6 protein-coding genes are annotated in these 13,736 nt (G+C 71.6%); 5 read left to right on the top strand and 1 reads right to left on the bottom strand.

Annotated elements, in window-relative coordinates; translation table 11 throughout:
• Nucleotides 1–133 precede the first annotated feature (133 nt).
• The 5 genes from DXZ73_RS35925 to DXZ73_RS35905 all read left to right on the top strand — a co-directional run bounded on the left by DXZ73_RS35925 (nt 134) and on the right by DXZ73_RS35905 (nt 13,326).
• A complete protein-coding gene (locus tag DXZ73_RS35925; RefSeq protein ID WP_116215100.1) occupies nt 134–5,176 on the top strand; it encodes a DUF6603 domain-containing protein in 5,043 nt (1,680 codons plus the stop codon).
• Nucleotides 5,173–7,521: a hypothetical protein gene (locus DXZ73_RS35920; protein WP_116215099.1), complete on the top strand. Its 2,349-nt coding sequence runs from the start codon at nt 5,173–5,175 to the stop codon at nt 7,519–7,521. Before DXZ73_RS35925 ends, DXZ73_RS35920 begins: the two co-directional genes overlap by 4 nt.
• The gene (locus DXZ73_RS35915; RefSeq protein WP_116215098.1) at nt 7,518–11,378 is read left to right on the top strand and encodes a hypothetical protein; all 3,861 of its coding nucleotides are present in this window, start codon (nt 7,518–7,520) and stop codon (nt 11,376–11,378) included. Before DXZ73_RS35920 ends, DXZ73_RS35915 begins: the two co-directional genes overlap by 4 nt.
• Complete coding sequence (locus tag DXZ73_RS35910; RefSeq protein ID WP_205519299.1) at nt 11,375–13,000, top strand: hypothetical protein; 1,626 nt, start codon at nt 11,375–11,377, stop codon at nt 12,998–13,000. Before DXZ73_RS35915 ends, DXZ73_RS35910 begins: the two co-directional genes overlap by 4 nt.
• A gap of 92 nt (nt 13,001–13,092) precedes the next feature.
• Nucleotides 13,093–13,326 (top strand): hypothetical protein, encoded by a 234-nt coding sequence (locus DXZ73_RS35905; RefSeq protein WP_116215097.1) that lies wholly within the window; start codon nt 13,093–13,095, stop codon nt 13,324–13,326.
• Between the two features lie 27 nt (nt 13,327–13,353).
• Here DXZ73_RS35905 and DXZ73_RS38560 read toward each other — a convergent pair whose 3' ends face one another.
• Nucleotides 13,354–13,494, bottom strand: coding sequence for a hypothetical protein (locus tag DXZ73_RS38560; protein ID WP_162890462.1), 141 nt, complete (start codon nt 13,492–13,494; stop codon nt 13,354–13,356).
• Nucleotides 13,495–13,736: the final 242 nt, after the last annotated feature.

Raw genomic sequence — 13,736 nt, 5'->3', positions numbered from 1 at the left:
CGCTCGGGTTCAACGGGCCACCAGCAGTCGCGGTACCACCCATGTCCTGAAGGCGATGTCCTGGTCGGTGGCATACTTGTCCGGCATACCAACCAGCGGTCACGCTACGGCAGTTGCCGCCGGAAGGAGTGCCGTGCCGATCCCCGCGAACCTCCGTGCCCCTGCTCCGCAACGCGTGGCCCACCCATATACGACGCCCCTTGCCGCACGGGACCCCGACAACCTGGACAACCCGCAGCCCGGTGGCGTTGAGCTCTCACGCCACCACATCGTCCCCTGCAACAAGCTGATCGAGTTCTGGAACAGGGTTGTCGACAGCGAGTACAACCAGTCGACACCGACCCGCCACAAGCTCAAGGAGGAACTCCAGAGGCTGGTCGGCGCCGTTCTGTCCAACTGTGACCGGTACCCGGCTCTCAGGGTGCAAGCCGCCCACTTCAAGACCTTCGCGGACAACTTCACCACCTCCGCCTATACGCACGCTGCGGAAGAGCCGTCACCGGACGGGCGCGACGACGCGCTCAGCATCTACGAGTGGCTGCCGGCCAACCTGCTCATCGGCCCCGAGGGCGCCGCACGCTATGACGATCCGCACGACGGATTCGAGAGCGGCTGCGCACCGATCACCGGGCAACAGAACTTCAACGCCAGGAACAATGCCTTCAAGGCGCTGGACCGGTATCTCAAGAACTCCGACAGCCTGCAGTCGGACGGAAGGGACTTCCTCAAGAAGTACATCCAACTGGTTCACGGTACACAGGTGGAGCCGTGGGCCCTCCGGGCACGCCAGTGGGACAGGCATCCGAGGCGGCAGCAGTACGGGATCACCGGCGCACCGGTGCCGCCCGCAGCCGAGGCGCCGGTCCCGGTGGCAGCCGACCAGGCGGACGAGCGCGTGACCATCAATGGCAAGGTGATCGAACTCACCCTCTGGTACGCGGCGAACGGCTACCGTCGGCTCCGCGGCAGCGCGACCGACATCGCGGTCGGCGAACTCATCGAGTGGATCGCCGAACAGTGGGGAGTGGGCTCCGAGATCCCGGAGGGGCTGCGCGAACTCGTCATGCGCAACCTCACACTGGAGATCGTCACCGGTCCGGACATGAGCGACTGGGATTTCACCGTCGCCACGGCGACCGCCTTCGGCGATATCGCCACCGATCTCCTGATCTCGCTGCGGCGCCGGACGACGGGCGCTGGTGGCGGGCAGCACAGTGACTTCTCCCTGTCGGCGCAGGCCGGGCTCACCCTCGAAGTCGATGGGGAGACGACCCGCATCTGGTTCGAAGGCGACTTCACCCACACCTCCGGCTCCCGGAACGCCTGGGCCCTGCGCGGCACCTGGAAGGCCGAGGACGGCGGGCTGTCGCTCGCCGATCTCGGCGCCGCTCTCGGCTGGGCCGACGCCGGGAAGCTCCTGGCCGACCTCCCGCCCACGCTGCGGCCCGAGTTGCGGGAAGTGACACTCGCCTACGACTCCCGCACCGGGCCGCTGATCGCCGCCACGGTCGGGCCGCTCACCGTGGTGTTCGCGCCGGTGCGCGACACCACGGGCCTGGTCTGGTGCGTACAGGTGCGGGCCACCGTTGACGCGGGGCTGACGGATCTGCCGCTGCTCCGCGGCGCCGTGCCGAAGGAGGCGGACCTGCGCCTCGCCGCCGTCCGCGTGGTGTACACCTCGGCACCGGTCAAGAAGACGCTGCTGGACGCGCTCAACGAGGTCGTCGCAGCCGCGCGGTTGCCCCTCTTCCCCGCCGTGGACGGGGTCGGCGGTCTGCCACGCGGTGGAGTGCTCTGTGTCGACTACACCCTCCCGGGCCACGTGGAGGACACCCTCACGGTGCCCCTGGGACAGCCGTCCGGATCCCGGCTCCCTGCCTCGCGTGCCGCATCGGGCAGCTCCGGCGCCGGAGCGTGGGTCGACATCGGCCGGAACATCGGGCCGTTGACGGTGTACCGGATCGGCCTGGTCCACGAGCACAACACCCTCTGGATGGGCGTGGACGGCGCACTGACCGCCGCCGGCTTCACGCTGTCGGTGGCCGGGCTCGCGCTCGGCATCGGGCTGACCGACGGCGCTCTGCCGGTCCAGGTGCGCCTGGACGGCCTCGGGGTGCAGTTCGTCCGGCCGCCACTGAAGATCGCCGGCGCCCTAGTCGACCGGCGACGCCCCGGCTACGACCTCATGGTGCAGGGCGGACTCACGGTCGAGATGCCGACGTTCGGGGTCCTGGCGCTCGGCGCCTATCAGCGCCGGACCGGCGGTGAGACCTCGATGTTCGTCTTCGGGCGCGCCACGGCCGCGTTCGGCGGGCCCCCGCCGTTCCAGGTGACCGGGGTCGCACTGGGCTTCGGGTACAACAGCTCGGTGCGGGTGCCCGGCCAGGACGAGATCGGGACGTTCCCGTTCGTGTCCGGACTCGACGACGGCCTGCCCGACGACCCGATGGAAGCGCTCGCCAAGCTCACCGACGGACCGCACCCGTGGGTGACCGCCCGTGAGGGGCAGATCTGGCTCGCCGGCGGCCTCGACTTCACCTCCTTCGAGTTCGTCCGTGCGCGGGTACTGCTGCTCCTGGAGGCCGGCGCCGACCTGACCGTCGCGCTCCTGGGCCACGCCACCGCGAGCTTCCCGAAGAAGGGCGCAAAGAAGTACGCACGCGTCGGCGTCGACCTGCGGATCGTCTACCAGTCGGCGCGCGGCGAACTCGCCGCCACCGCACAGCTGGTGGACTCCTACGTCATCGACCCGTCCTGCGTGCTCACGGGCGGTTTCGCCTTCTGCTCGTGGTTCGGGCCGAGCCCGCACGCCGGGAACTTCGTCCTCACCGTCGGCGGCTACCACCCCGACTACGAGACGAGCAGGCCCGACTACTTCCCGGTCGTCCCCCGCCTCGGCTTCACCTGGTCGGTCGGCTCCGCCGTCACCGTCAGCGGCGGTGCGTACTTCGCGCTGACCCCCAACGCGGTGATGGCGGGCGGCTCGCTGGACGTGCGCTACAAGGCCGGCAACGTCGAAGCCTGGCTGACCGCGCAGGCCGATCTGCTCATCCAGTGGGCGCCCCTGCACTTCCGCGCCGGGATCTCGGTCCGCGTCGGCGCCCGCGTCAAGCTCCTGTTCACCATCAGCGGCGAGATCGGCGCCTCGCTCGACCTGTGGGGGCCGCCCACCGGTGGCACGGTCACGGCAAAATTCGTCTTCATCAAGGTCACCGTCAAGTTCGGCGCCCCGCTGTCCGGGCCTGCCGCGCTCGATTGGGACGAGTTCCGTACCCAACTCCTGCCGCCCGAGGCACCGCTCACCGCGCACCCGCTCACCGGCCTGCGCACCGACTCCGACGCCGACCACGCACTGCGGGCCGCCCGGATCAAGGCCGGCGAGGAGCCGTGGCTGGCCGACCCGGCGGGCTTCTCCTTCGCCGTCTCGACCGTAGTGCCCACCGCCCGGGCCCAGTTCAACGACCGGGACCCGGAGGGCGGCAGCACCGTCGACATCCGCCCCATGAAGAAGAAGGGCATCGACGGACTGCTGCAGGTCACCGTCGATTACAGCGACACCCGCCATGGGCAGCTCGCTTCCTGGCGGACGCTCCCCGACGAGGACCGGTGGCGGATCGGCACGGAGCACGGCAATGTGCCGTTCGCGCTGTGGGGCGACCCCGACGTCCCGCAGGACAAGACCCTCGGCGAGGACCCGCTGCTCGACCACCTCACCGGCCTGCGCGTCACCGTCCCCCCGCCCAGGACCAAAGGCCAGGACCTCGGGCCGATCGCCGAGGGCGACCTCGCCCGGGAGAAGCTCCATCCCGACGCCACTCTGCCGCTCGACCCGGACGCCGGGCCCACCGGCTCGCCGGTCGAGCTCGCCCATCCGCTCGGCGCCGGAGTGGGCGTGCTCGCCGGACAGATCGCCAGCCTGTCCGCGGGCTCGGCCCGTACCCGTATGCACGGCGTGCTCGCCGGGCTCTGCCCCGAGATCCCGCTGTCCAACGGCACGGTGGGCGACCACGCCGAGCAGGCCCGTACCACAGGACTCGACGCGGACCCGCTGCTACTCACGCAGGACCCCGCACCGCCGACCCCCGGGCCCGTCGTCCTCGTGCTCGACGACACCACCGGCGCGATCCTGTCCGTCGACCCGGAGACGGCGACCGTCGTGGGCCGGGTGCCGCTCGGCCAGCCGGGGCCATACCTGGCGGTGACCTCGGCGGACGGGGCGACGCTGTACGCGGCCGGGGCGAACCCCCGGCAACTGGAGGTCATCGACGTCGTCGCGCAGCAGGTACGCGCGCCGCGCACCGGCATCCAGCTGACCGGCCGGCCCACCGTGCTCGCGGTCAAGCGGGACGGCTCCCGGGCGGTCGTGGCCCGGCCGGATCGCGTCGCGGCCGCCTCCATCGATCCGGCAGGGGTCGCGGAGCCGGTCCATACCGATGTGGACCGGCAGGACGTGCAGGCTTTCGGTGGTATCGCGGTCGACGTCGAGGCGGGTCTGCTGTACGTCAACGCCAACGACGCCAGCAAGACCGTCACCTATGACACCTCGACGGGGTCGAAGCTCGGCACGGTGCACGGGCCTGCGACACCTACGTCCGTCACCCCCGGGGAGCCGGGCCGGGTGTACGTGTACGGGGCCGAGGCCAGCAGCAACGGACAGGTGCAGCTGGTCACCGTCCCCACGCCCGGTGACTGGTACCAGCCGTACAACTTCCCGGGCAGTGGCCGGGGACTGGCCCTGCTCACCAACTCGGCCCGGCGCGGCGTGATGCTGCGCGCGACCGGTGACGGAGGCCAGGTGGTGACGCTGTACGAGCGACACGGCTCCACCAAGGACACCGTCGCGGAATCCAATGTGTCCATCGGCCCCGCCCCCCGCGCCCTCGCCCTCGACCCCGCCGACCGCGCCTGGGTGCTGCACACGGCTGCCGTCTCCGTCGTCAGCAATGGCAGCCTCCTCGGCGAACTCGCCCTCGGGGCCGCGCCGTTGTCGGCCACCTTCGCCCCGGACGCCACCCGCGCGTTCGTCGCCTGCGCCGACGCGAGCGTCGCCGTCGTCGAGCTGCGGGACAACGCACCCGTCCAGACCGAACGATGGCCGCTGCCGGCCGACACCGTCGCCTCGGCCGCCCTCTACACCGTGTTCACCGACCACTCCTCCGAAGGGGCCGCCCGATGACGGACCAGCGCCACGCGCCCGCCACCGACCCCGGCTTCGTCCTGCGCTTCCAGGACAACCGCGAACCCGCCATCGACGCCGGGCTCTACCGGATCAAGACCACTCAGACCCTGCCCGGTGTCGAGGGGGACACCGGCGACTACCTCAAGCCGGTCGAGGAGACCTTCGAGGTCCGCGCTCCGCAGTTCGCCCTCGCCGACGAACAGGTGCACGCCGTCAATCCGGCGCCCGAGGCCCGCTCCGACTACTCCACGACCCTCGCGCACCTCACGCTCACCGATCCGCTCCTGCCATGGATGCGCCGCCTCGACGAACCCGGCACCGACGAGGCACCGCCGGCCGAACCCTGGCTCGCACTGCTGCTGTTCGCGGCCGGCGAGTTGCCCGGCGATCCCGAATCCGCCGGGCTGACCGTGCCCATGACCGCCGAGGAACTCCTCGGCGACGCACCAGGGGTGCGGCACCCGCGCGTCCGGCAGATCGAGGGCGACCCGACCGCGATCTGCCGCACCCTGGAGATCCCGGGCAACGTCTTCACGGCCGTGACCCCGCGCACCGACGAGCTGCGCCAGCTGATCCACGTCCGTGATGTGCGCACGGATACCGGGCTGCGCGGCGAACAGCCGGCCGAGGGCGCGTACGCGGTCGTCATCGCCAACCGGCTGCCCGACCGTGAGCACGAGATCCGCTACGCCGCGCACCTGGTGGCCCTGGAGGGCTGCCGGTCCATCCTCGCCGACGCGGACGCCGGGCGGCTTGCCCCCGAGGTACGAATCCGCCTGGCCGCGCTGCGGAGTTGGTCCTTCACCAGCGACCCGGCACCTGGCGGAGGCTTCCCCGGGCGGGTGCGGCACTTCCTCTTCGCCGAGCAGGGCAAGGAACGCGACCTGCTGCTGCGCGTCCCCCCACCGCCGGTCGAGCCACCCGTCGGCGCCGATCCGGCCGCGTACGCCACGGCCCGCGCCCGACTGGTCTCGGGTCGGGTGCCGCTGGCGTACGGGCTGGAGACCGGGGAGCGGAGCTACGCATGGTATCGGGGTCCGTTCACCGCCGAGCCCGCGCAGCCGCTGCCGGCCGAGCCCGGCGCCGGCTGGACGAGCGCCGCGCAGCTGATGGCGTACGAGAAGGCATGGGGGCTGTTCGACGCGGGCTGGGGCGCGGCGTGGACCCTGGGCCGCGCGCTGGCGCTCGCGGACGCGGACTTCGCGGCGATGCTGACCGCGTGGCACCTGAAGGCCCGTACCGGGGCGGCGGTGCTGGCGCAGCGACTGGCGGAGGCCGGGTCGGACGTCGCAGGCTCCGGCGATCCGGGCAGCGCCCACGCCCATGCCCTCACCCCCCGCCCCTTCGGCACCCTCCTCGAAGAGCTCGCCGCCAGTGGCGCCGCCGCGCGACTCCTGCGTGCCGGCACGCACCCGGACGGTTCCCGCCACGTGCCCCCGCCCGAGCCCTTCCACCGCACCCCGACCGCCGGGCGGCGCGGGGGCGGCCGGACTGCCCGTACCGCCGAACTGCTCGCCGATCCACCGGACGCGCTCCGTACCGCCCTCACCGACCGACTCGCCGAAGCCGCCGCTCCGATCAGCGCATGGCTGCAGCGGCTGCGCCTGCTGCGCAGCATCCCCTTCGCCGACCTGGTCCCGGACGAGCGGGCCCTGCCTGCCGAGTCCCTGCACCTGTTCTACGTCGACCAGGGCTGGCTCACCGGGCTGGTCTCCGGTGCGGCCGGCATCGCCATCACCGGTGAGTCCGACGCCGCCCTCGCCCGGATCGCCGCGCCCTGGGCCCGTACCGACGAGCAGGGGCCGACGCCCCGAGCGGGCGTGCTGATCCGGTCCGCCCTGGTGCACGAGTGCCCGGGGCTGCTCGTCCGCCCGTACCGGGGTCGCGGCGAGGGCCGTGCGCCCATTGCCGTGCTGCGGCAGGACGTCCTCGGATCGGACGTCCTTCTGGTCCTCTTCGAGCAGGTACCCGACGAGGTGGAGCTGGCCGAGCCGCCCGAGGGGCTGTCCTTCGGTGTCGATCTCGACCTCAACCGGAAGCGGGTGATCGACCTGCGGCGCGTCGACGCCCCGGATATCGCCCGCCAGATCGACGGCGAGGCGTTCCCGCACCCCGTCGGCGGCGAAGGACTCGACGCCTTCCTCCGCCCCGACCCCGCGAGCCGCCGCGCCGTGCTCGACCTGCGCCCGGCCGCCGCCGACGGACTGCTGCGGAAACTCGGCACCCGGCTGACCGAACTCGGCCAGCAGGCCGCCGCCGAGTTCGGCCCCGCCGGGCTCGCCGTCCAGCTCGTGAACGCGCCCCGCCGCCAGCTGATCACTCGTGCCGGAGCGGCCCGATGACCGCGAACACCCCGAAGGAAGGGCAGGACAGCGCTGTGATGCCACCCTCTGCGGCACCGGGCCCGCAGCCCCTCGTCGTCCCCCTGCAGCTCGAGGCACTCACTGTCAACGAACGCGTCCGGTACGCCGAGGTCTTCCAACGCTGGCAGGCCAACTACGCGCTGACCCGGCTCAATCTCTCGCCCGAACCACCCGCGTTCTCCAACACCGACACGGACTTCAACGCCGACCCCGACCGCGAAGGCGTCTATCTGCACTGGCAGTTGCCAGAGGCCCTCACCCACGGTGTGGACGAGCGGGGCGACGGCGTCCCCGTCTTCCCGCTGGTACCCAACCGCTGGCTCGTCGTCCGGCAGGCCATCGCCAAGGACTCCGGGGCACGTACCGACACCGGCTGGATCGTCGAGAGCGACTATCTGGACCCGGCCCACGGCTCCAGCACCTATATGGACCAGGACGGCCGCCTCACCCGCATCGGTCGCCGCATCGACCTCGCCGACGGGGCGTGGAGCGAACCCGGCACACCCGGCGGCCTGTTCCTGACCGCCGTCGGTCCAGGGCTGCCGACCTTCGCCGCGTACCAGCCGTACAACCTCGATGTGTTCTCCGTTCACGACCGCACGGACGGCCTCGACCCGGACGCCGTGTACGAGCTCAACTACCTGGTCGCGGGCTGGTACAGCGACCCCGCCGCCGATCCGCTCACCGGTGACCTCGCGCAACGAATGGTCGCACTCGACTGGACGGCCACCGGCATGGCACCCGGCGCCGCCCGTACGGTCTGCCATGGCACCGCCCTGGACGTGCGATGGCAGCGCCGGCGCAGCGGCCTGCCCGCCTCCGACCGGCCCGACTATGTCACCATCGCGGTCGGCAACAACACCGAGCACGCCACCAAGGCACTCAAGGAGTACGCGGCCCGCCGGGCGGGCTCCCCGCCCGAGCTGGCCGCACTGTTGTCGGCCGTGCACTCCGGAGTGCTCGACCTGCTCGACACACCCGACGGCGGCTTCCGGGCCGAACGCTCCGTGCACGCCTCGTGGTTCACGCCCGAGTCCGGTGGATACACGTGGGTGCTGGAGGAGGCCGAGAAGCCGGAGCCGCACCAGCCCAGGCCCCGAGCGGTACGGACTGCCCACGCCCAGGCTCTCGCCAAGCTCAACACGGACCAGGCCAGGCACGACGCCGCGGTACAGGATCTCATCGCGGCACAGCGCCGCCTGTACGACCTGTGGTGGGCAGCGAACCTGCCGAAGGTGCCGGAGGACACGCCGGGGGAGGAACCCGGCGGCTACCGGCAAGAGCTCAACAAGAAGGTGGACGCCGCGACCGTCGAAGCCACGGCCGAACGCGATGCCGTGGCGGTCGCGCGGAAGAACATCCCCTGGGGTGACACCCCCGGGGAACTCACCGACGCCATCCGCGACTATCAGGAGAACCACGGCCTCCCCGTCGCCGAGGTCGTCCTCAAGCGTGCCGTCCTCCCCGACCACCACCGGCCCAACGACCCGGTCGTGGTCATCCGGGGGACGAAGGACCGTCCCGTCCCGCCCGGCCCGGAGCACCTGACCGCCGCGGACCCGTACGCGGTGCGCGACGGTGCGTACGACGACAGCGAGCAGGACGAGGACCCGTCACTGGTATGCCGCTGGCCGGACGCACTCGTCACCGGCGTGCGGGTCACGGGCAGCACGGTCTCCGCGACGGACGCCCAGACCCCGAAGCCGCCCGACCTCCCCTCCCCCGACGGACTCTCCGGCGTGCTGCCGGCCCTGCTGCGCGAGCTGTTCCACCTCGCCTCCTCCAACGCCCGTACGCTCGCAGCGACCACCGGTTTCACCGGGGACGTGGCGGCCCTCACGGCGGCCATGCGCGACCCGTACGCCAACGCGGTCGGCACCCCCGGCGCGTACACCGCGCAGTGGCGGCAGCCCTGGCAGCCCCTGTTCTTCGAGTGGAAGGTCGACTACTTCCCCATCGAGTGGCAGGGCGAGCCGGGCGGCGGCACACCCGGCCGCGACAACTGGAGCTTCGACGGCACCGAGTACCACTGGCTCGGCACCGGCGCCCACCCCGTCCCGATCACCCTCAGCGGCCGCCAGTTCCTCACCCCGGCCCCCGCGCACACCCTGGCCGCCGCGCTGCGCCAGTACGCCCGTACCCACCCGGGGACGGGAGCCGCCGCGCTGCGTGCGCTGGCCCGGCAGGTCGCCGACGAAGCCGACTGGTTCTCGCAGCCCCTCGCCGGCTTCACCGAACAGATCACCGCCCGCGCATCCACCCCAGCCACCCTCGACCCGCACTCCGAGCTGCCACCCGATCTGCGCACCGCGCTCTCAGAAGCCGCCGCCCGTACCCTGCCACCCGGCCCGGGTGCCCTCCCACGCCCGTTCACCGGCTGGAACCGGAGCTCGTACCAGCCGCTGCGCGCAGGGCAGTTCGCCTTCGCCCGGCTCGCCGTCATCGACCGCTTCGGGCACACCCTGCCCGCGATCTTCCCGGACCCGCTCGCCTTGCGGTTCGCACCCGGCGACGAGCCCGGGGACGTCATCGGCGTCGGCGTGCCCGCGCGCCGTTTCGCGCCCGAGCTGCCCGAGGAGCTCACTCCCTCCTGGAAGGACCCCCAGCATCCGGGCACGGGCCACTGGACCATCAACCCGCCCACCTGGTACCGCTTCACCCAGCTCACCCCACGGCTCACCCAGCCCGCCCGGGCCGGCTTCACCCTGCTCGACGCCCGGAACGACCTCAACCCGATCATCACCGCGAGCGACCCCGACACCACTCCCGTCTCCGCCTGGCTGATCCCCGGCCACCTCGACCGCGCGCTGTACGCGTACGCGCCCGACGGCGCCCCCCTCGGCGAGCTGCGCACCACCCTGCCGCCGAGCGGCACCCCCCGGGTGACCTGGCACGCGCTCCCGTATTCGCGATACCGCACCATCGACGACCTGAGCGGGAACTACCCCCACCTGCACGGCTTCTTGACTGCTCTGGTCGCCCCCGCCCGGGGCCCGGCCGCGCTCCGTGCCCTCCTCACGGTCATCGACCGCACGCTGTCCACCATCGCCCCGGCCGGGGACGCGGCACCCCCGTACACCCCGAGCGTGCTCGTCGGCCGTCCGCTGGCCCTGATGCGAGTGCGCTTCGGCCTCGATCTCGACGGGCCGCCATACGCCGACCCCTCCTGGCAGAACCTGCTCGATCCGCAAGCACCCGTATATCCCGGCTACCGCTGGCCGGTCCGGCTCGGCGAACGCAACGAGCTGACGGACGGGCTGGTGGGCTACTTCCACGGGGAGTACCGCACCACGGACTACCGGGTCCTGCACACGGTGCTGGGTGAGGCCGAACTCCCCCCGGAGGCACGGGACTACTTCGACCCGATCGGTACCGGCGCATCGCTGAAACTGCCGGCCCGGCCGCCGGGCAGCGACCCCGACAACCGGAACACCGCCTTCCTCACCCTGCTCGCCGATCCCCGCGGCACGGTGCACGCCACCACCGACGTCCTGCCGTGCGCCGAGGTCCGCCTGCCCGCCCGGCTGGTGGAACCGCCGCTCGCCCAACTCCCGGTGTCCTTCCGGCTGGGGCCGCTCTCGGTGAGCGAGTACGTACCGGACCCGGAAGCGGTACGCGACGGGAAGCCACCCGCGCTCGTCCTGCCGTGCCCCTCGGACCGCCATGGCACCTGGACCTGGGTGCAGAACGAGACCGTCGGCGCGTGGAGCGAGACCGCCGCCCACGCCTCCGACGGCGAACCTCGCCACCCGTACCCCGCCCCCGCGCTGCGCACCGGCCGCCTCACCCTGCGCCCGGCCGGCGATGCCGACCAGATCGAAGGAGACCGCCGATGACCGACGTGTCCACGCCATGCGTGCTCAGCTACGCGCTGACGACCGTCCCCAACCCGTTGACCGTCAGCCCGCCCAAGGTCGGCTCCGGCAACGAGGACGAACTGGCTTACGGGACCATCGACCTCGTCATCTCCAACAGCGGCAGCACGCCGGTGCGGTGCAGCCGCATCGCGATCGTGCTGCCGGTGGGCTCGCTCGCCCAGGATCTGGCGCTCAAGGGAGAGGGCATCTCGGGGTATGTCGAGCCCTCATCGGGCTGGACGATCGTCGGTCCACAGCCGGATGTACTGCTCGCGGTGCCGACGGCCGAGACGGCGGTGTTCCCGGCGGCGGGGGAGACGACGGGCGAGTCGTCGAAGGTGCGGTTCAGTGTCGAGCCGACGGGCGGGACGAGCGAAGTCGCGGTCGATGGGCTGTACATCACATTGAAGAACATCACGGTGAGCAACAAGACAGGCGTCTCCCGGATCGGCATCGAGGAGTGGGCGACCTCCGGATCCACGGTTCCGGCCACACCCAACACCGGGACCCTGGAGGTCGCGAAATTCCCGTTCCGGAGCGGGGCGGACCCCTCGCCGGGGATCGGGCGGGCGCTGGTGGCCGTCACAGGGGTCGGCGGGCCGCCGGCGACGCGGATCGGGGCGGGGACCGCGGTGCGGCTGGAGTGGCACCATGTGCGCGGTGACAACCACGAGTTGTACATGGACGGGGAGCGGGTGACGGATCCGTCGATCGCGGGTGGGAGTGCGTACCCGGTGCCGGCCGGGAGGCTGGCCAGGGACACGGCCTTCACGCTGAAGACGGTGACACCGACGCCGGACGGTGGATACGTGACGCGGTGGGATCACCTGGCGGTGTGCGTCACGGACCAGACGCTGGCGAGCCTGACGGTGAGCGGGGCCCTTCAGGCCAACGGCAGCCTGTCGACGAGTGGCGCGGGCCGGACGACGTTCCACCACCCGGTGTCCGTGGCCGACGGCAAGGAACTCGTCGCGAGCGGCGATATGCGCGTCGACGGCACCGTCAAGTCCGCCGGCGGGACAACGAAGGTAGGCGGCGTGCTGAACGTGAGCGGTCAGGTCCAGGCTGACGAAGGCATCAGGATCGACGGCGACGTCACGTCGTCGAAGTCGATCGTCAATGTTGATACCGACGTCAAAATCACGGCAGGGCACAAGCTGGATGTCCACGCCGCTTTGACAGCAGACAGCAGCAACCAGACGGTCTGGCTGAACAACACGAACGTCACCGGAACGGTCGACCTCGTCAAACAGGGAACGAAGTTCCACGAAACCACGAACGAGGGCACGTGGCACTACACAGCACCCACCACGGGACTGGTGATCGCGACGATCAGCGTGGCCAGCAACACGGGTGGGCATGCGACCGCGGACACCTGGGGAAGCGGATCCCAAGCTTACGGAAACCTCCGGGCCGCGGGGGAACAGTCCGGAACGATCGCCGTCGCGAAGGGTGCGAGGTTCGCGGTGCGGCACACGCGATGGAGCGGGTCGTCGACGGCCAGGTTCTTCTGGGTGCCGCTGGGCGAGGGCGGGACGCCGACGGTGAACCAAGCCGCGCCGAGCCCGGCGGAGGAGGCGCCGACACCCACCGGCGAATGACGCGTCAGCGACGGTGACGCCGGAGGGGGCCCGACTCCGAGGTCGGCCACGACCCCTACGAGTACGCTGCCAGGCTTCGCGAGCGGGCCGGCGTGCGCGACCTCGACCGGCGATCCGTCGCCGCCAAGGCCCCCGACGGCAGCCCCTGTTGCACGCACATCGGCCCCGACGCCGCCGGACACTTCGTCAAGATGGTGCACAACTCAGCACTGCCGAACGTTTACGCAGGTCAGAGGCATCATGTCGGTCGCCTGGTCAGCAATTCGTCAACATCGCACCGGGAAGTCAGCCACCGAGACCACGATCGGCACCTGCTCGCCGCCTGAGCGCCGCCGTCCGCCAACACGACCGAGTCATCCCAGCACTCTCCTTGGGGCGAAGGCCGGGATCCGGCTCCTGGGTACGGCTGCCTGCTCGTTGTCGAGCAGGCCTTCGCGCTGCTGCACCAGTTCAAGCGCCTGGCCGTCCGCTGAGAACGGCGCCTCGACCTGCACGACACCCTCGCTTCCCTGGCCTGCGGCCTCACCTGCACGCGCTTGTTGGCATTCATGAACGCGTGCAGCTCCTCGGTCACCGTGACCCCGAGCCGGCACCGCTGCACAGAGAGTGCGGCCAGCCGACGGCACAGCCAGGACGGATGCCCCGATCGTGTGGTGGTTTTCCAGTCGCGGTGCACGCTCACCGCCTGGCGGGCCGAGCACCGCGGCCGCGGCCTGAACATCGGCCGCCCGGCAGG

Origin of the sequence: Streptoverticillium olivoreticuli subsp. olivoreticuli (assembly GCF_003391135.1) — a bacterium.
Classification (GTDB): domain Bacteria; phylum Actinomycetota; class Actinomycetes; order Streptomycetales; family Streptomycetaceae; genus Streptomyces; species Streptomyces blastmyceticus.
The sequence above is the reverse complement of the archived record's forward strand: the minus strand, read 5'-3'. Positions and strand labels throughout refer to the sequence as shown.

Coding starts and splice junctions, on each gene's coding strand:
- DXZ73_RS35920 (WP_116215099.1), top strand. CDS start 5,173: ATGACGGACCAGCGCCACGCGCCCGCCACCGACCCCGGCTTCGTCCTG.
- DXZ73_RS35915 (WP_116215098.1), top strand. CDS start 7,518: ATGACCGCGAACACCCCGAAGGAAGGGCAGGACAGCGCTGTGATGCCA.
- DXZ73_RS35910 (WP_205519299.1), top strand. CDS start 11,375: ATGACCGACGTGTCCACGCCATGCGTGCTCAGCTACGCGCTGACGACC.